The sequence below is a fragment of the Flavobacterium sp. GNP010 genome (assembly GCF_056428945.1).
The window spans coordinates 16,813-37,339 of record NZ_JBWJVK010000002.1; the positions used below are offsets into that span (position 1 = coordinate 16,813).

A 20,527-nucleotide genomic window follows, 5' to 3' on the forward strand; every position below is an offset into this window, starting at 1 on the left:
GTTTTTTATTACTGAGAAAAGGGTTTAACATTAATAGTTTTGAACCTTTTTTTTTGTGCCCAAATCAGATTAATTATCTTATTTGGGCTTTTTTTTTAAGTATACTTGCTTAATACATCAGAATTATCAAACAATAATGTGTTTAGTTATTTAGCCCAATAGATTACGGCCTTTGTCTTATTTATATGAACATCAGTTTTTTATATAAAGTAATATTTACCTTGTTAAAAATAAATATTTAAGATTAAACGCATATTTTATCGTTGAAATACATTTATTTTGTGTAATATTGTGTTAAATTTTATATTTATGAAGTACTTACTTATATTATTTACGGTGACTTTTCATGGTCAGGTTTTACATCATCAAATGATTTCGGCGCAAGGTGCTTCCAAAAAATTACCAGATGGTGTTTTAGTATCACAAACTATTGGACAAAACAGTAGTGTTGGAACTTCAAGTTTTGATTATGTGATTCAGCAGGGATTTCAACAGAGTTTTTGGGGAAAGTATATTGCCTCAAATCCACCCGAGAAAATAAAATTTAATACCTATCCCAATCCATTTATTCAAACACTAAATTTCGAATTCTCAAAAATTGTTTCAGATGATATTGAAATAAATGTATTTGATGTAACTGGTAGGTTAGTTTTTAATCAAAGTAAAAAAGCAGATAATTTCCTCTTGACTGTTTTGCTTCCGTTTTTATCAAGAGGTGAATACCTAGTTCGCTTAAATACTTCAACCTTTTCAGTATATACCAAAATCATAAAACTATGACAAAAAATTACGCTTCCTTATGTGAGTGCTTAGCAACATTTTTGCAAATAAAAATAAAGAATTTTTGTGCTAAGAATACATTCAATGTTTACCAATTACTTTCGAAAAACTTCTTGTTCTATTTCTTACATCACTTTTATGAGTCTAAAAATAGGGTCATTACAAATTTCTGCAAACAGATTATTCAAAATGGCAATGTGAGTTATGTAATGCTTCCCATTATGGTAGAACTACCAAAAGTTCTATCGAAAACCTATAGGCAATTCTAATTTTTTTTAGAACGACATCAATCTTAGTTTTTAAAATTCATCACATTTAATGCATCAAATTATGAAAAAAATTATTTTACTTTTCATCTTTTTTCTTTGTGTAAAAGGTTTTTCACAAAGCAATGGAATTACCTACCAGGCCGTTATTTTGAAACCAACTAATAAAATTTCTACAGCAACTAGTGAAAATCTGCCTGTAGCAAACAAAAATGTTTGCATGCAATTCCAGTTTATAGATGAGTTTTCAAAGATCGAATACCAGGAAGTTATTCAAACTACAACAGATCAATACGGGATGGTAAATCTTGTTATTGGTACAGGCACTCCTAATGGGGGATATGCAGCTTCATTTGACAATATAGCATGGGTTGCTGCTCAAAAAAAGTTGGTTGTGAGTATAAATATTGCAGGCGAATGCTCATCATTTACTGAAATAAGCAACCAACCTTTTACGACCGTTCCGTTTGCTTATGCCGCAACAAATAGTACGAATGTAACAGGTGTTGTAGCTGTTGAAAATGGAGGTACAAATGCTACTACTGTTATAGGCGCTAAAACAACATTAGGATTAGATCAAGTTGACAATACCAGCGATGCAGCAAAGCCAATTAGCGATGCTACGAAATCTGCACTCCAATCGAAAGAAGATCTCGCCAATAAAAGCACTAATTTTTTACAAGATGGAAGTTCGGATGTTAAGTTTCCAACTGTAAAAGCAACTAAGTCTTATGTAGATACAGGAATAAATACCTTATTTACTGCTACACAAACCGCTTTAGATTTAAAAGCGCCATTGAATTCGCCAACATTCACCGGAACTGTTTCGGGAATCGATAAAACAATGGTCGGACTTGGAAATGTTAACAACACCAGCGATGTGAACAAACCCGTTTCAGCTGCTGCACAAATTGCTTTAGATTTGAAGGCAAATTTAGCTTCGCCAACATTTACAGGAACTGTTTCTGGAATTGATAAAACAATGGTTGGACTTGGTAATGTTGATAATACTAGCGATGCGAACAAACCTGTTTCAGCAGTTGCTCAAATTGCATTAGATTCAAAAGCGAATTTAGCTTCGCCAACTTTTACAGGAACTGTATCAGGAATTGATAAAACAATGGTGGGATTGTCAAATGTGGATAATACTAGCGATGCGAACAAACCAGTTTCTACAGCAACTCAAACGGCTTTAAATTTAAAAGCGGATTTAGCTTCGCCAACATTTACAGGAACCGTTTCAGGAATTGATAAAACAATGGTTGGACTTGGTAATGTTGATAATACTAGCGATGCGAACAAACCTGTTTCAGCAGTTGCTCAAATTGCATTAGATTCAAAAGCGAATTTAGCTTCGCCAACTTTTACAGGAACTGTTTCTGGAATTGATAAAACAATGGTGGGTTTAGGAAGTGTGGACAATACTAGCGATGTAAACAAACCAGTATCAACAGCTACGCAAAACGCTTTAGATTTAAAGGCGAATTTAGCTTCGCCAACATTTACAGGAACGGTTTCGGGAATTGATAAAACAATGGTTGGATTGTCGAATGTAGATAATACAAGCGATGCCAACAAGCCAGTTTCTAATTCAACTCAAACCGCTTTAGATTCAAAAGCACCATTGAATTCGCCAACATTTACAGGAACGGTTTCAGGAATCGATAAAACAATGATAGGATTATCCAATGTGGATAACACCAGCGATGCGAACAAACCTGTTTCAGCTGCGACTCAAATTGCATTAGACACAAAAGCGAATTTATCTTCACCAACTTTTACAGGAACCGTTTCGGGAATCGATAAAACGATGGTTGGACTCGGAAATGTAGACAATACCAGCGATTTAGCAAAGCCAATAAGTACCGCAACACAATCAGTTTTAGATTTAAAAGCTCCTTTGAATTCACCAACTTTCACCGGAACTGTTTCAGGAATTGATAAAACGATGATTGGACTTGGAAATGTTAACAACACTAGCGATTTAGCAAAGCCAATAAGTACCGCAACACAATCAGTTTTAGATTTAAAAGCTCCTTTGAATTCGCCAACTTTTACAGGAACTGTTTCTGGAATCGACAAAGCCATGGTAGGTTTAGGAAGTGTGGACAATACAAGTGATGTAAGTAAACCTGTTTCAGCTGCTGCTCAAACTGCTTTAGATTTAAAAGCGAATTTAGCTTCACCAACATTTACAGGAACCGTTTCTGGAATCGACAAAACAATGGTAGGTTTATCAAATGTAGATGATACTAGCGATGCGAACAAACCAGTTTCTATAGCAACTCAAACGGCTTTAAATTTAAAAGCACCTTTGAATTCGCCAACATTTACAGGAACCGTTTCGGGAATCGACAAAGCCATGGTAGGTTTAGGAAGTGTGGACAATACAAGTGATGTAAGTAAACCTGTTTCAGCTGCTGCACAAACCGCTTTAGATTTAAAAGCACCGCTAAATTCTCCTGTTTTCACTGGGACAGTAACAGGTGTAACTTCAACGATGGTTGGATTAGGAAATGTAAACAACACAAGTGATTTGAACAAACCGGTTTCAGCTGCTGCTCAAATTGCATTAGACACAAAAGCGGATTTAGCATCGCCAACATTTACAGGAACGGTTTCAGGAATTGATAAAACAATGGTTGGATTGTCAAATGTGGATGATACTAGCGATACGAACAAACCAGTTTCTTCAGCTACTCAATCGGCTTTAAATTTAAAAGCAACTTTGAATTCGCCAACATTTACAGGAACCGTTTCAGGAATTGATAAAACAATGGTTGGACTTGGTAATGTTGATAATACTAGCGATGCGAACAAACCCGTTTCAACAGTAGCTCAAATTGCATTAGATTCAAAAGCGAATTTAGCTTCACCAACATTTACAGGAACGGTTTCAGGAATTGATAAAGCGATGGTTGGATTATCAAATGTGGATGATACTAGTGACACGAATAAACCAATTTCAGCTGCAACGCAAACAGCCATAGATTTGAAGGCAAATTTAGCTTCGCCAACTTTCACAGGAACGGTAACTGGAGTAACTTCTGCGATGGTTGGATTAGGAAATGTAACCAATACAAGTGATGCCAACAAACCAGTTTCAAATGCTACACAAACCGCATTAGATTTAAAAGCGTCAATTGCTAGTTTAGATTTGAAAGCTCCACTAAACTCACCAGCTTTCACAGGAACGGTAACAGGTGTAACTTCTGCGATGGTTGGATTAGGAAATGCAGACAATACGAGTGATGCCAACAAACCCGTTTCAGCTGCTGCACAAACCGCTTTAGATTCAAAAGCACCATTGAATTCACCAACTTTTACAGGAACCGTTTCTGGAATTGATAAAACAATGGTAGGTTTAGGAAGTGTGGATGATACCAGCGATGCAAATAAACCCGTTTCAACTGCTGCGCAAACCGCTTTAGATTCAAAAGCACCATTGAACTCGCCAACTTTTACAGGAACTGTTTCTGGAATTGATAAAACAATGGTTGGATTATCAAATGTGGACGATACCAGCGATGCGAACAAACCAGTTTCTGCTTCTGTTCAAACCGCCTTAGATTCAAAAGCCCCCTTGAATTCGCCAACATTAACAGGACTACCTTTAGCTCCAACACCAAACCCAGGAGTTTCTAATGACCAAATTGCGACAACAGCATTTGTGACTGATGCCGTAACAACAGCTTCATCTACAACAAGTTCAAATCTTGTCAATTTAACAACAAATCAAACGATTTCAGGAATCAAAAATTTTACCGTTGATGCTATTATTAATGGCGTTACAGTTGGTAGAGGGAATTTTAATGAAAACTCTAATACAGCTATTGGACTAGGAACTTTAGCAAATAATGCGGGGTATGCTAATACTGGAGTAGGTAGAGGGGCATTAGCTTCTAATGGAGCGGCCGGAGGAAATACTGCATTGGGTTACATTGCATTATCTAACAATGTTTTAGGAACAGACAATGTTGCCATAGGTACTCAATCATTACAGTCAAATATATCAGGATCACAAAATACTGCTATTGGAAAAAATGCAGATGTCGCAGCAAATGGTATTTCTAATTCGGTTGCAATTGGAGCAAATGCAATTGTTACCTCTTCTAATACTATTCAATTAGGATCAGATGGTAGTGGCTCACATACAGCTATAACAGATGTAAAAACTAGTGGTAGTATAACAGCTGCAGGATACAAAATTCCAGGTAGTACTTCTACGGAATTTTTAAAAGCTGATGGCAGTTTAGATACAAGTACTTATCTCACTTCTACTGTAGCAACAGATATAACTGTTAATGGTGTTACAGTTGGTAGGGGTAATGGAGCAGAAGTTTCAAATACAACTTTTGGATCTCAAGCTCTAGTATCAAACACAACAGGTTTTTTAAATAGCGCTTTTGGTTTGGAAACTCTTCATAATAATACCGTGGGTTCAAGAAATACAGCGCTAGGAAGTAAAGCTTTATACTATAACAACGCATATGACAATACAGCTGTTGGCTATTTGACATTACAAAATAATACAACGGGTAGTTATAATGTAGGTTTAGGTTCTGAAACTATGTTTGATAATACTTCTGGAGGTTATAACACGGCAGTAGGTTCTATGGCTTTAAGATCAAATATTGGTGGAAATAGTAATACAGCGAGTGGATATAATTCTTTGGGTTCTAATACTTCTGGAGGTGGAAATACTGCTTCTGGATATAACTCTTTGCCTAGCAATACTACTGGTACATATAATTCCGGATTTGGTGTTCAAGCATTAGAACAAACATCTACAGGAAATCGTAATACAGCAATAGGCGTGGCTGCAATAGACCAAAACACTATAGGGAGTAATAATGCTATTTTAGGTGCATTTGCTGGTAGATATGTAAGAGACGGAAGTCCAAATACAATTATAAATAGTTCGATATTAATTGGTGCAGAAAGCAGACCAAACGCTATAAATGAATCTAATCAAATCGTAATTGGGTATGGAGCAGTTGGAAATGGATCGAATACCATTCAATTAGGAAATACTTCTATTACTGATGTGAAAACTAGCGGAACCATTACATCTATGGGTTATAAAACTCCAAGTGGTACTGCTTCTCAATATTTAATGGCTGATGGTTCAGTTTCTTTGGGTATTGCTCCGGTTAGAGAAGTCGCCGATGAATTTTCTGCGACGGCGTCGCAAACTAGTTTTACTTTAACTCAAACACCATCAGCAAATAGTAAAGTAAAAATGTATGTTAATGGCATTAGAATTAGTAATTCGGCTTACTCGGTTTCTGATGATACATTAACTTACTTTCCATCTAATAACGGATCATACACGTTGTCAGTAAACGACCGAATTCAATTTGATTATTTTTATTAATAGTAACTTCTAAAACAGGAATATGATGAAGTTTTATAAAAATATTTTTTTGATTTTGTTATCACTTTTAGCTTTTCAAGGATATTCTCAAAACAGTTTAGATGTGTTGGGTCTTGGAGGCACAACGCCAGCTGCAGTTGCTTATAGTTTACGAAAAGTAAGCAGCTCATATAGTGGCAATGCAATACAAATACGACGCAGCTTAGATAACGCTACTCTTAACATTGGTTTCGACGGTAGTGGAAATCTAGATTCTGCAGCTTTACTCTCATTTGTGGGTGTTCAAGATGGTTATGTTAATATTTGGTACGATCAAAGTGGGAATAATAGACACCTCGTAAAAGCAGATCTAAATCAACAACCTAGAATTGTATCAAACGGAATCTTCAAATATATAGGGACTAAGATTGCAATTGATTTTTCAGGGAATAAAGGTCTCGTATATTCGGGGGCATTAAATTTGGCAAGTATAACATCAGTAATACGTTCAGAGACTACTAATTGGCCAGGTTATCACTGTATTCTAGATGGTAGCCCAAGGATAGGAGGGATACTAGAAAACGGAGGAACAAATTTTCATTCTAATGTGTCTCCTGTAGCTATTTGGAGAAACGGAATTTCAAAATTGATTTCGAGCTCATTAGGGCCTACAAATGAAAGTATGGTATTGTCAATTACTACCAGTACGGATAATTTGAGCCAAATTTTTATAGGTAATTATGATGGTGGATCTAATGGAGGCTCTATTTTAGAAAACGAAGCTATTGGTTTTTCGACTTTAAATACTGTAGGAGTTAGACAATTATTAGAGTGTAATCAAGGAAGTTATTATGGAATTCCATTAACTCTATGTACAACTGCAATCCTTTCTAGTCCTTCACCACTAAATAAGTTTGAATGTAGAGGAACAGTTGCAACGCCATTAAGTGTTGAAGCTTCGGGTCAAAATCTAACTTTTCAATGGTATAGCAATACTATTCCAAGTACTGTGGGAGGCACATTAATTGCTGATGCAACTTCAGCGACTTTTATTCCACCAACCATAAATAATGGAACTACATATTATTACGTTGTTGTTTCTGGAGCTCTTGGTTTGCCAGCAGTAAGTCTCATTTCGGGACCTGTAATAGTTGAGGACCTTGGACCAGTAACTTTAAATCCTGCTTCAGTTTCCATAAATGCGGGCGATTCAGTTACTATTACTGCTTCTGGTGCACTTACTTATTCTTGGAGTAGCATTTTGTATACCCCTTTGGATCAAGTGACAACGGCTAAGTTAGCTGTTGGATTGCGATTGCTAAAATCTAATTATACGGGATTTGCAGTTCGTTTACGACGCGCAAGTGATAATGTAGAGGCTGATTTTGGCTTTTCAGGAAACAATCTAGATACCGCAGCAATTGATTCATGGTTAGGCGTTTCAGCTGGTTATTGTGTAAAACTATACGACCAATCAGGAAATGGAAATGACATGATCGCTCCTTCAACTAGTGCACAACCGCTTTACGTTGCAACGGGATTAAATTCAAAACCTATTTTAAGATTTAATCCTTCACAAAGCATTAAAAATAATTTTAATTTTTCGACACCTTATACCGTGGTATATACAGCAAAGCAAACAGGTCCAAGTAGAGGCAGGGTTTTAAATGGCTCTAATAATAACTGGCTACTTGGTTGGTGGAATGGAAGTAAAAGTCAAGCTCACTATGACGGTTGGGTTTCTAGAGATGGAAACACTCCAGCTGATAATAACACATATGTATATACTGCAACGGGAACTGGCAGTGCCTCAAGAATTTTTGAAAATGGGATTTCTAAAACTTTAAATACTAATGGAGGATTGAACGGTCCAAATGGATTAAGAATTAATGAATATGAGTCATCCGATGCAGATGTTGCTGATATTTTTGCTTTTCAATCTGATTTATCTGCAGTTGATAGAGTAAAAGTGGAGTTAAGTACAGGAACATATTATGGCATTTACCCTTCTATTCCTCTTGGACTTACAGCAGCGATTACTGTAACTCCGGCTGAAACAACAACCTATTTTGTGTCTGGTTTTTCTGCTAATGGCGCATGTGTTACCAATAATTCTATAACGGTAACTGTTTTAAAAGATCCAAATTTGAATAATTTTGAGAATAAAACAAAAACCTTTTTTGATGGCACTTATACAATTTCACCGCCAACGAGTCTAAGTTTAGGTACTTTTTCATTTACAAGTAGTGATACTACTGTAGCAACTATAGTAGGATCTACGGTAACAATTACTGGTCCAGGAACTGCTACAATTACAGCACTACAAAGTGCTACTACAACTCATTTTGCTGGAACTATAAATGCAACCTTAACGGTGAATAGCGTTCCTGTGCTCACAAGAAACGGGAAAATTTCTACTTCCGATGCTAATTATGTGAATAAATATGGAGCATTGCAAACCAGTAATTCGCTAACACCGTTTGGAAGTAAAACCAATACAAGATCGAATGATGGACTTTCAGCAGCTACAGCAGGAAGTAGTGCACTCCAAATTAAAACAGATTATCCAAATTCGGCAGATGGATTGTACTGGATCATTAATTCTAATATTAATGGAGGTTTACCATTTCAAATTTATGCAGACATGACTACTGACGGAGGTGGTTGGACCTTACTGCTTTGTAACAATAATAATTCAGGTTGGAACGGTACAAATGCAATTTTAAGAAATCAATCGACACCGACTCTAAATGGACAATATTCAATTATAGCCTTTGCAGATTATCTTAAAAAGAGTGCTAGTGGTTTTCAATATATGATTGAAGCAACCGCAAGAGGTCGTTGGGGAGGTATTTGGACCGCCAATCAAGCGTATAGTTTTGTAAATACAAACAATACACAAACCGATATTACTATAAATACAAGATTTGATTCGTGGAATTATAATAATGACGGAATTGAACAAATTATGCCTTGGTATTCTAATGGTTCACAAGGCGCCATAACAACAAGTAGCGATGCCAATGGTGCTTGGTGGGGTACTTTAGTGTCTACAAGCGGATATTCTCCCGCACCATGGATGGGTTGTTGTGGTATTGACAATCCAGGAATTATTTGGTATTGGGTGCGGTAAAAAAGAAAGTTATAGAAATAGCTTATCAAAAAAAAGGTTCAACTTTAAAGTTGAACCTTTTTTAGTAATACAGTAAAAGATATAGTTTATACTTTTCCTAATGTATATAATTGTTCCATTGTAGGAGTTAAGCTTCCGCCTTTAGGCTCTAGCGTTATCCCAAATGCTTGAGCTTCATTAGCATTATTTACAGCAAATAATTTTTGATCATTCTCATCAAAATTTTCTAATAAACCGATGCTTGTTGGTGTTAAAGGATTTAGTTTTAATGCCCATACTTGATATACCATTCCTTCTGGTGGTTCTGGCAATCCCGAGGCATCAACGTATACCACTTTTGTGTCTTGGTTCCAATATACTTTTGCAAAAGACTCTGGTGCAACTGCTTGACCACCTAAGCCCACGACTGTATTTTTGGTATCGCGTACTACTGCTAAACTTGTTTCAACAGCTGTATTTTTGATTTTTAAACTTTTAAATTCTTTCTCTAAAGTTGCTTTTTCGATTTGAGTATTTACAATTTGAGTACTAGATTGATTGAGCTGATTGTATTGGTAACCAACTCCAATCAATAATAGAATTGCCGCTGCCCAACCCATGTATTGAGATCTATTGCTAGATGGCTCCATCTGTATCACATTGGCATGTTTTAATTCTAGTTTTTCTTTAATTTTCTCAAAGTTGCCCACTGAGTGAAAAGGAGAAAAACTGGATGATAACGCCACAATAGCTTTTTCGATAGAAATGATCTCTGAGTTTATCTCAGCAGAATTTCTTGCTTTGCTGGCAACTTCTTCGTTTTCAGACTCGTTTAATAAGCCGTAAACATAAAGTTCCAGAATTCCTGATTCTATATATTCTTTTGTTTCCATTATACTTTCAAATAATTACGTAGATCGTTTATACAATTTCTATTTTGTGTTTTTACTGTTCCAAGGGGTATCGCTAATTCATCTGAAGCTTCTTGTTGCGTATACCCTTTAAAAAATAATAAGTCGATAATCTGAATGCATTTTGGTTTTAATTTTTTTACAAAATCTTGTAACCCAATGGTGTCCATCTTATCTGCCAGTTTCGAACTGTCTTCAAAGTGATTTACGAAATTATCTGTAGATAGGTTTTTTTGACTATTATTAAAATTCTTGGAACGCAATTTATCTATAGAAGTATTTCTAGCTATATTTAGTATCCAAGTGTAAAAACGTCCTTTGCTTTCATTGTATGAATCAATGTTTTTCCAAATTTTAACGAATACTTCTTGTAGAACGTCTTCTGCTTCCTCTCTATTTTTTACTAAAACACTAATTACAGAGAACAAGCTCTTAGAATACATATCGTATAGATGTGTAAATGCTCTCTCATCTTTTTTATAAATTAAAACCAATAATTCTTCTTGACTCATATGATTGTTTATTTTTAGTACTACAAATTTAAACTTTACTATCCATAAAAATAGTAAAATTATTCCAATGAACTTATTTCGGAAGTGCATTAATACGGCACATTTAATTTTTTTGATTAAAAACAGCTTTTTTGTAAAACTATTTTTGAATTGTTTACGTAAATATTCATGTAAAGAATTTAAAGGCACTTCTGTAAAATATAGCGAAATGCAGCTTATAAATTATTGTCCATGAACAAGTTAAACCTAAGGTTTAGCAGTTGAAATTTAAATACCACAATAAGTTTTGTTGTTTATTTGTTTGGAAGCCTGGCAGTTCATAGAGTCAGGCTTCTTTTTTTATTTAACTACTGTTTAACAAAAAAATAGTTTGTTGCGACAAAAAATTATTTAATTTTATAAAAAAATTAATATTATGAAAAAGTTAGTATGCATTGCCACTTTTACAATGATTTTGTTCAGCTGTCAAAATCAGGCACAACCTAAAAAATCTGAAACTAATATGACAACACCAGAGGTTATTAAAGAAAATATTTATCAGTTCAAAGTGGAAGATCTATCTGGAAAAGTATTTGACTTTGCTACTTTAAAAGGAAAAAAAATCATGATTGTAAATACCGCTTCAAAATGCGGAAACACGCCTCAGTACAAAGGTCTTGAAGCAACGTACAAGGAATATAAAGATAAAGGTTTTGTGATTGTTGGTTTTCCAGCGAATAACTTTGCCTCACAGGAGCCAGGCACCAACGAAGAAATAGCTACTTTTTGCCAGATGAATTACGGTGTTACTTTCCCAATGATGGACAAAGTATCTGTAAAAGGGGATGACATGGCTGCTATTTATCAATTTTTGACTCAGAAATCAAAGAATGGATTACAAGACTCTAAAGTAGAATGGAATTTTCAAAAGTACTTAATCAATGAAAAAGGGGAGTTGGATAAAGTAATTTCTCCGCGTACATTAGTTACCGATCCTGAAGTACTAGATTGGATAAAAGCTTAATTTTCTACCTCTAATTTGCTAATTTTTATTTAGTAAACAAAAAAAAGAGATTTTCAGTCAAATGAAAATCTCTTTTTTTTGTGGTTTAAGTACGTGTCGAATATTTTCTAAATTTGAAATCATTAACAAGTCAAGTTAGATTAAGAATCAGACCTTAATTTTTCTTAATTTCTTAAAGTTTATTTCTAATTAAATTTTTTCATTTTTGAAAATCTCAGCTACAGCAGCTTCATAATTCCGAATACTTTGTGCTTTTTTAATTTTTTTCAAAACCTTATGCGGAGTAGCAAACGTAACTGAAAAATATTCCCATAAGTGATACATTTTCAATAAAATATGTGTAGAACCTGAGAGTGATTCGCTGTAAATAGCATACAATGTATCATGAAACGCACTAAATAATTCCATTTTGTTGGTGGGATATTCCTGCGTATTATTTTTTATCATACTCGGTAAGAATGGATCAGAAATTAATCCTCTCCCAATCATCCAGTGATCAATACTCGGATAGCGTTCTTGCATTTCATGAAATTTTGCAACAGACGTGATATCTCCGTTGTAATACAATTTGTGCTTGGTCGTGTCAATACATTTTTGAAAGCCATCTAAATCTACACCGCCTTTGTATAATTGTTTTCCTAAACGAGCGTGAATAGCTATATTTTTCAGAGGATATTTGTCAAGAATAGGAAGTACATCAATAATTTCTTGAGGCGATTCATAACCCAATCGCATTTTCATTGATACTAAAATATCTGATTCAGTGTGTGCTCTTTCTAGAATATGATTGATTTTTTCGGTATTACTAATCAAACCAGATCCCATCCCAGACTTAGTAACCATCGGGTAAGGACAGCCCAAGTTCCAGTTGAGTTCTTTGTATCCAAGCGCCCGAACATACTTTGCCACAAATAAAAATTCATCAGCGTCATTTGTGATTACTTGTGGAATCACTTCTAAATCGAGATTGTTTTCAGGTAATAAGTCGCGTTCGTAAGAGGCTTTAATCACCATTTTTCCGTTCAAGCGAATATAAGGTGAATAAAAAGTATCGATACCTCCAAAAAGTTTGTTTTGGGCATTTCTAAATCTAAAATCGGTAAAACCCTGCAAAGGGGACGAAAGCAATGTAAAACTCATAAGTACTATAAAAACACAAAAGTACCTTTTTCAAGTTAGTAACACTAATTAAGGAGTCTTATTCTAAAATCAATTGCATAAAAACCGAGTGCAACCAGCGATCAAATTTATATCCAGATTCCTTAATAATCCCTACAGTTTTGAAACCATATTTCTCATGAAACTCTATGCTGCTTTGGTTTTCAGCATCTATTACGGCAATCATAGTGTGTAGCTTTTGATTCTTAGCAAGCTGAATGAGTTCTTGTAAAAGCAGTTTTCCAATCCCTTTTCCATGATGATTTTCGTTGACATAAACAGAATGTTCCACTGTAAATTTGTATGCCTCACGAAAACGAAACTCGCTATACATACCAAAACCAACCGCAATTCCGTCTAGTTCAGCAACTAGAACTGGAAAGCCTTTTCTGATTTTTTCTTCTAAAATATTTTTTTGTTGCTCAAATGACCTGATGGTATAATCATACAAGGCAGTCGAGTGTAAAATATTGAAATTAATGATGTCCAGTATCGCTTGGTTATCTTCAATTTTATAAGGTCGTAACGTGATTTTCATGAGTTGTTTATTTGCTTCAAAATTAAGAAAAAACAGTTAAAAATTAAGGAAAAAGGATTGCAAGTTTGTAACTTTGTATTTCAGAAAATTGATACAATGATATACCCCAAAATACCTTTAGCTCAAAGCATTATTGAGATTTGTTTGGCCAAAGGAATTACCAACATTATTATTTCTCCAGGTTCCAGAAATGCACCCTTAACAATAGGTTTTGTAAGTAATCCAGCCTTTCAATGTTACAGTATTGCTGATGAACGAACCGCAGCTTTTTTTGGATTAGGAATGGCGCAACAAACTAGAAAGCCAGTTGTATTAGTTTGTACGTCGGGTTCTGCTTTACTAAATTATTACCCTGCTTTTGCAGAAGCATTTTACAGTCAGATTCCTATGATTGTGATTTCAGCAGATCGCCCACAAAGTAAAATTGATATTGGAGACGGACAAACCATCCGTCAGGAAAATGTATTTGAAAATCATAGTTTGTACAATGCGAATTTGCATGAGGATGTTTCAGCTGAAAATGATTTAAAAATCAACGAGGCGATTAATACGGCTATTTCTCAAAAAGGTCCTGTTCATATTAATGCTCCTTTTGAAGAACCTTTGTACGAAACCGTTTCGGAACTTTCAGTCGAAGTAAAAACTACTGCTTCCGCAAATGTGACTCAGACGATTTCCATTGAAGACGTTTCGGAATTTGCAACGATTTGGAACAATTCAACCAAAAAAATGATTTTGGTTGGCGTGAATGAACCGAATGCCATCAATGAAAAAATAATCGATGCTTTTGCCAGAGACGAATCGGTTGTGGTGTTGACCGAAACAACTTCTAACTTGCATCACGATACTTTCATCAACAATATAGATACGATAATTACACCTTTTACGAATGAAGATTTTGAAAATTTTTGTCCAGAAATTTTAGTCACTTTTGGCGGAATGGTCGTTTCGAAACGAATCAAAGCTTTTTTAAGAAAATACAAACCAAAACACCATTGGCATATTGATTCTTGGCGAGCGTATGATACGTTTGGCGCTTTGACCAAACATTTTGAAGTAGACCCAAATGTGTTTTTTGACACTTTCTTACCGCTTACAAACGCAATAGAAAGTGATTATTTTCAGCAATTAGACGCTGTAAAAGCATTACGAAAGCTAAAAAGTGATATTTATTTAGATAAAATTCCTTTTTCGGATTTTAAAGTTTTTGAAAAAGTGATGCAGGGTTTACCAATCAATAGTCAGTTGCAAATCAGCAATAGCTCAGCTATTCGTTATGCGCAACTTATAGACATTCACCCTACAATTGAGGTATATTGTAATCGTGGAACTAGCGGTATTGACGGAAGCACCTCGACGGCTATTGGTGCGGCTGTAGCCAATGCAAAACTGACTGTTTTTATTACAGGTGATATCGGATTTTTGTACGATAGCAATGCATTATGGAACAATTACATTCCTAAAAATTTCAAGATTATATTGATTAATAACGGAGGTGGCGGAATTTTTAGAATTTTACCCGGTCACGAAGAAAGCCCTGTTTTTAATACTTTCTTTGAAACTTCACATTGTTTAACGGCGGAGCATTTGGCTAAAATGTTTGGTTTTGAATATACAATCGCTAGTGATGAGGCAAGTCTTGAAAGTGGTTTGTCTACGTTGTATGGACAAAATGACAAACCTAGTCTTTTAGAAGTTTTTACGCCTACATTAATAAATGACCGTATTTTACTTCAATATTTTAAAGAATTAGTCTAATTTTTTTTTAAAATTTGTTAAATTAAATGAATTAATGTTTAAATTTGAGAGTGTAAAACCCTAATAATCAAAACAAAACTTTAATTTATGAGTGCAAGAGAAGAATTAATTGTGAAGTATGCTGCCGATTTGAAAGAAAAATGCGGTGTAAATCCAGATATGGATTTGTTGACAAAAGTAACTATTGGTTGTGGACCGTCAATTTATAATGCTGATGCAGCAACGATAGCCGGAAGTCAGCAATCCGAATTAGATACGGTGAAAAACAATTTCTTAATTAAGAAATTAGGTCTTGCTGAAGGTCCAGAACTAGATGCCGCAATTGATGCTGTAATGGAAAAATACGGTCGTTCTAACAGGAATAAATACAGAGTGGTAATTTATTATTTACTGGCTGTTCACTTTAAAAAAGAAAGTGTTTACAATTAATACTTAATTTGTAAATGGTAGCCATAAAAAAAGAGTTTGCCTCAGGCAAACGCTTTTTTGTTTGATGTTTTATTGAACCTCTAAAAAATACGATTCAGTACTTAAAACTTAATTTTCTAAATGGGTGACTGATTAAAAATCTTCTAAAATTTAACGAATTGGTATTGGAAAAACTGGTAAACTGGAATGTCCTAATGCATCTACAGCTTGAACAGCAAACAAAAAGTTATCTTTTGAATACGGGATTACAGCTTTTGTATCTTTGACAAAAATTGTTTTTTCCCAATGTTGAGAGGATGTTTCTCGTACTAGAATATGATATCCGTAAACTGATTTTCCTTCAGGTGCAGTCCAAACTAATGTGGAGAAATTTGTTAAATCCTTCACTTCAATTCCAACGTTTGTAGGTGCTTTTGGAGACCACGCTAAATTACTAAATGTAGCCAAGTTAGAACAGGCTACTTTCTTTAAATATTCAAAGTCCATAAAATCAGCAAGATCGCCATATTGAATGTCATTTTCTTTACGTACGTTTTGGTGTTGATGGTCATAGTTTTCATTCATTTCACAAAAACGAATGGCTGTGAATCCATTTTGACTAAAAGGAGTGTGATCACCTCCGCGCAAGAAACGGTCGTTGCGATACACTAAATTAATATCCAGTTGCTCTACATATTGATTGGTAACCGTCTTGATGTATCGGGCTAATTGTCTGGATGGACTGTCATTATCACGATTAGTTGATTTACGCATTTTAGACTCCGCTTCTGTTTCTAAATAAGGGATGGTTTCACTAAAAACGCGTACTTTAGTATTGTCACGTAGCATTGTCCCGCTAGACAAACTGTTGCCAACCATGTCGTTATTCAGCATCGCAATTACATTCCATTTGCCATCTTTGGCAACATCTGCTAAATGTTTGGCTCCATACAATCCTTGCTCTTCACCAACAACAGCTACAAAAATTAAGGTAAAAGGAAATTCTCTCTTACTCATGATTCGGGCCAGTTCCATCATAGCTGCTACTCCAGAAGCATCATCATTTGCACCTGGTGCGTCAGATTTTGCATCCATTACATCTGAGGCACGTGAATCTAAATGGCCGCTTATAATCATTACTCGATCATCAGTAGGATCGGTTCCTTTTAAAGTTGCCATTACGTTTCCTAATTGGCTGTCGGTGGCAATTCGTTTTCCATCGGCTTTGATAGTAAAAAAATCAATAACAGAAGTTAGTCTTCCGCCTGATGCCATTGCATAGTTGTCAAATTCCGATTTTACCCATCGTTGCGCTGCGCCAATACCGCGGGTATTGCTTTTAGTGTCGCTTAAAGTGTGACGGGTTCCAAAAGAAACGAGTTTCCGAACGGTAGCTTCCATGTTTTCCGATTTTACTTCGGCTACCATTTTCTTTATTTCAGGATCATCGATTGTAGTTTGTGCGTAATTGGTATGAGAAATGAATAGTAGTAGGAACAAACAGAGAATTGAAGTTGGTTTCATTAATTGTTTTTTTAGTTTTCCCAAAGTTAGTAAAAAAGAAAAAGAGTTGTTCATGTCTTAGTAATTTTAGTAATTTTTTGAGGTTAAAATCAAAAACTAAGACTTGTTTTGCAATTCAGGATTCTACCTTTTAAGTTTTTTTTATTTCTATGCAGGTGGACATGCCACCATAATTCCTGCCTTAAAACGAAACAATAATTTTGGGTTTATATTTTTCAAATCTATTAAATCTTGGTCCGATGTTATGATGATTTGTTTTCGTTCTTGACAAAAAGTATCTAAAACGTCTAAGATTAACTCTTGAACAATTGTTTGTCCAGAAAGAAATTGAATATCTTCAAATATAAAAACATCTATCAATTGTAGCCAATTGACAAACCTATCTCGATTATTGTTCTCAATTGCTTCGATACATTGCATCGAAAAAAAATCACTAGCAACACACAGAACATTTTTGTTAGGAAATCGCTCTTTAATTTCATTGGCAATAGCATATACTAAATGAGTTTTTACTAAGCCACTTCCACCATAAATAAGCAAAGGATTGAATAATTTTTCTCCTGGTTTACGCGAAACAAAAAATGCCGCTAAAAGTGCATCTTCATTGGAATCGCTTTTAATGAAATTATCAAAACGATACTTTTTATTCAATTGTGATTTTATTTTCAAATTCAAGGGTTTAAAGTGTACGCAGGGATTTTGAGTTTTGTTTGATTTTTTCCGAGAAGAATTCATTGTGTCGTTTTTTAGTTTGTCTACTTTTATCGGCTTTCGGCATTTCCATAACACAAATTTATTGGACAAGTAGGACAAAAGAAGGCAGATTGATTTTTTTGTATAAAAAAAACGATACTTTTTTAGAAGTATCGTTTTATTGTAAAATGAATGACTAGTTAATTTTTAAGTATTGAAATAATCTTCAGAATCTCGTCTGTTATAATCAAAGCTATCTCTTCTTCTGATTTTTCAATGCCAAAATTAATTTTTTGAATACCTTTTTCTTCAAGCTTGTCAATTTTATTTTTATTATCACAATAGTAATACGAACCAAGCCAATCCTCTCCTATAGCAACCTCATAAGTAAAAGAATAATTATTGATTTCTATATTGTATTTGAAATATTCAGAGTCTTTGCCTGATCCTTTCAGCCCTTGAAGTTGAATTTTTTTATTTAATTCTGAGTTAATTTTATTTTCATCTATAATTGCATGAATATCTTTTAACTTTTCCTTTAGTTCAAAATTAAATTGCTCATAATATTCTTTAGGTTTGTATTTTATATTAATTCCTTTTTCAAACCAAGTCAATTGGTCTCCAATTTCATTTTTTAAATAATTATTCCAACTAATCCAAGAAAAAAACATACTTGTATGCTTGATGAATATGAGTTTTATCTCATTGTTGTCAGTATCTTCCAAAACAACACTCCTACCATAAGTGCCGTTAATTGGTTTGCCATTTTTCAATTTATCACTAATCCATTCAGTATTTTGAATAGCAGACTCCAAATAATCAGAAGCACTAACCCCAATAAACACGCATATTTTAGGTTTCGTAATTTTTATTAAATCAAAAAATGTATTCCAACCGTTGTTAAAATCTTCACTGCTAGGTCTGTCTTTAATTGTATGCATTGGCCTTTGTATAAAATTATAATAAGAAACCAAATTCCAAAAATCTTCTTTAGAAAACTCATCTTCCCGAAACATTGCTTTATGAAAATTGGGCATTATTTTAGTAGGCCAAGGGTCAAAACCCATAGCATCCTGTTCAATCATATCTATTGTCCAATCTTCATTTTCAACTTTAGTTTTTGAACCTTCTTTATCATCATAATAATGGCTTTCACCAATTATAATCAGACGATTATCTATGATGTCTTCATCAAAATATTTTTTCCCAATAAATGGAAACCACTTTAATGTTTTAAGTTCAATCATTTCTTTAAATTCTTCGTCCATTTTTTTATATTTAGTTTTTTAATTTTTTTTAAAGGTATCTATTTTCTGTTTTCAAAATTTATTTTTAGCGATACATATTAGCCATTTTTTTCACTCTTTCTATCATTGTTACAATCAAACTTTTGGGTTCTAATACTTCAACATTACTTCCATATTTCAAGAGTTCCATTATAATATCTTTGGTAAGATGAATGTAAATTTCTAGTAGTACGGTATCTTCGGTTTCATCTACAATTCGTTGGGATTCGTGTAACGGAAATGTTTTGATGTAATTTCCTTGCTGTTTGGAAAATTCCAAAACCACTTTTTCGGCAGGTGCATAAGTCTCGACTCCAAAAGCGTGCTTAAACTCTTTTTCTACATTATAGTCAATGGGTTTGAACTTGGTGTCGGTAATTTTTAGGTTGAAAATTCGGTCTAAACCAAATGTTTTTATGTTTTCATCCTTTTTATCCAGTGCAACTAAATACCATCTTTGTTGCGATTCTTTGATGGCAATGGGTTTCACTTCCCGTTGCGTACTAAAATCTTCCCAATGTTTTTGATGAGTAAATTGTAAAACATTTAGATTTTGTATGGCATGAATAATGCCGTAAATATTTTCGGTTCCTAATGATTTACGTTTTTCAAGAAACACACTTGGCGACAATTTATTCCCTTCTTGCAGTGCGTGATGTATCGAAAAAGCATCTATCATTCGAGTTACCGACTGGTCTTCTATTTCTACTTCATTAATAGCATAGGTTTTGTCTTTGCGATTGTAATGTATGTCAATTCCAAAAAGGGTTGAAATGTCTTTTTTGTCCCGTTCAAAAGTGCGAATGGCATATTCGAAAGTGGTGTCGATATCGTACTTTTCCAATTTACGCATAACGTGTTCTTGCAACTCAATAAAACTACAAGGCCTACTTTTCAGGCGGTCTATAACGTACAAATACCTTTTAAAATAAATTAATTTTGACATAATGACTTGGATTTATTTTTCAAAGATAATTCTTTTGTCTGCCATTTTATGACAGAGTAAAAATAATTGAATTATGAAAACAATATTTCTAATCTAGCCCCGATAGAGGCGGTATCCTTGTAGCGTAGCGGAGAGACAAAGCCGAAAGCGGGACAACCCGTGGTGAAACAGCGGAAAGTGCTGCTCCTAAAAAAGAAAATAATCGTCGGATTCTGGCTTTGTTTTTTTGTGGACAGTTTCTTAATATCCTATTTTCAAACTTCGTACCTTTGCGCT

General features: G+C 34.4%; 14 protein-coding genes. 6 read left to right on the top strand and 8 right to left on the bottom strand.

Annotation, left to right across the window (positions count from 1 at the left end; genetic code table 11):
• Nucleotides 1-309: 309 nt before the first annotated feature.
• The 3 genes from AC061C_RS00805 to AC061C_RS00815 all read left to right on the top strand — a co-directional run bounded on the left by AC061C_RS00805 (nucleotide 310) and on the right by AC061C_RS00815 (nucleotide 9,535).
• Nucleotides 310-780: a T9SS type A sorting domain-containing protein gene (locus AC061C_RS00805; RefSeq protein WP_478289617.1), complete on the top strand. Its 471-nt coding sequence runs from the start codon at nucleotides 310-312 to the stop codon at nucleotides 778-780.
• Nucleotides 781-1,110: 330 nt separating this feature from the next.
• On the top strand, nucleotides 1,111-6,423 hold the full coding sequence (locus AC061C_RS00810) for a beta strand repeat-containing protein (protein ID WP_478289618.1): 5,313 nt from the start codon (nucleotides 1,111-1,113) through the stop codon (nucleotides 6,421-6,423).
• 22 nt (nucleotides 6,424-6,445) lie between these two features.
• On the top strand, nucleotides 6,446-9,535 hold the full coding sequence (locus AC061C_RS00815; protein ID WP_478289619.1) for a fibrinogen-like YCDxxxxGGGW domain-containing protein: 3,090 nt from the start codon (nucleotides 6,446-6,448) through the stop codon (nucleotides 9,533-9,535).
• Between the two features lie 86 nt (nucleotides 9,536-9,621).
• Here AC061C_RS00815 and AC061C_RS00820 read toward each other — a convergent pair whose 3' ends face one another.
• Together AC061C_RS00820 and AC061C_RS00825 are read right to left on the bottom strand one after the other, a co-directional pair.
• Nucleotides 9,622-10,407, bottom strand: a complete 786-nt coding sequence (locus AC061C_RS00820) for an anti-sigma factor (RefSeq protein ID WP_478289620.1) — start codon at nucleotides 10,405-10,407, stop codon at nucleotides 9,622-9,624.
• Nucleotides 10,407-10,937 carry an RNA polymerase sigma factor gene (locus AC061C_RS00825; RefSeq protein WP_417944564.1) on the bottom strand — a complete coding sequence of 177 codons (531 nt, stop codon included), beginning with the start codon at nucleotides 10,935-10,937 and terminating at the stop codon, nucleotides 10,407-10,409. Before AC061C_RS00825 ends, AC061C_RS00820 begins: the two co-directional genes overlap by 1 nt.
• Before the next feature lie 415 nt (nucleotides 10,938-11,352).
• Here AC061C_RS00825 and AC061C_RS00830 point away from each other — a divergent pair, with 415 nt between their 5' ends.
• Complete coding sequence (locus tag AC061C_RS00830) at nucleotides 11,353-11,940, top strand: glutathione peroxidase (RefSeq protein WP_478289621.1); 588 nt, start codon at nucleotides 11,353-11,355, stop codon at nucleotides 11,938-11,940.
• 189 nt (nucleotides 11,941-12,129) lie between these two features.
• On the opposite strand, the gene AC061C_RS00835 is transcribed toward AC061C_RS00830, so the two are convergent.
• The gene (locus AC061C_RS00835) at nucleotides 12,130-13,080 is read right to left on the bottom strand and encodes a tRNA dihydrouridine synthase (RefSeq protein ID WP_478289622.1); all 951 of its coding nucleotides are present in this window, start codon (nucleotides 13,078-13,080) and stop codon (nucleotides 12,130-12,132) included.
• Nucleotides 13,081-13,138: 58 nt separating this feature from the next.
• Nucleotides 13,139-13,636, bottom strand: a complete 498-nt coding sequence (locus AC061C_RS00840) for a GNAT family N-acetyltransferase (RefSeq protein ID WP_478289623.1) — start codon at nucleotides 13,634-13,636, stop codon at nucleotides 13,139-13,141.
• 96 nt (nucleotides 13,637-13,732) lie between these two features.
• On the opposite strand from AC061C_RS00840, the gene menD reads away from it, so the two are divergent.
• Entirely contained in the window at nucleotides 13,733-15,394 is a 1,662-nt protein-coding gene (gene menD, locus AC061C_RS00845; protein WP_478289624.1) for a 2-succinyl-5-enolpyruvyl-6-hydroxy-3-cyclohexene-1-carboxylic-acid synthase, read from the top strand.
• A gap of 87 nt (nucleotides 15,395-15,481) precedes the next feature.
• Nucleotides 15,482-15,823, top strand: a complete 342-nt coding sequence (locus AC061C_RS00850; protein WP_309756527.1) for a DUF2853 family protein — start codon at nucleotides 15,482-15,484, stop codon at nucleotides 15,821-15,823.
• Between the two features lie 150 nt (nucleotides 15,824-15,973).
• On the opposite strand, the gene AC061C_RS00855 is transcribed toward AC061C_RS00850, so the two are convergent.
• From AC061C_RS00855 to AC061C_RS00870, 4 genes are all read right to left on the bottom strand, one after another.
• Nucleotides 15,974-17,326, bottom strand: a complete 1,353-nt coding sequence (locus tag AC061C_RS00855) for a M28 family metallopeptidase (protein ID WP_478289625.1) — start codon at nucleotides 17,324-17,326, stop codon at nucleotides 15,974-15,976.
• Between the two features lie 147 nt (nucleotides 17,327-17,473).
• Entirely contained in the window at nucleotides 17,474-17,995 is a 522-nt protein-coding gene (locus tag AC061C_RS00860; RefSeq protein ID WP_478289626.1) for a DnaA ATPase domain-containing protein, read from the bottom strand.
• Nucleotides 17,996-18,219: 224 nt separating this feature from the next.
• Entirely contained in the window at nucleotides 18,220-19,287 is a 1,068-nt protein-coding gene (locus AC061C_RS00865) for a uracil-DNA glycosylase family protein (RefSeq protein WP_478289627.1), read from the bottom strand.
• A 64-nt stretch (nucleotides 19,288-19,351) separates the two neighbouring features.
• Nucleotides 19,352-20,251, bottom strand: coding sequence for a helix-turn-helix transcriptional regulator (locus AC061C_RS00870; RefSeq protein WP_478289628.1), 900 nt, complete (start codon nucleotides 20,249-20,251; stop codon nucleotides 19,352-19,354).
• Nucleotides 20,252-20,527 lie beyond the last annotated feature (276 nt).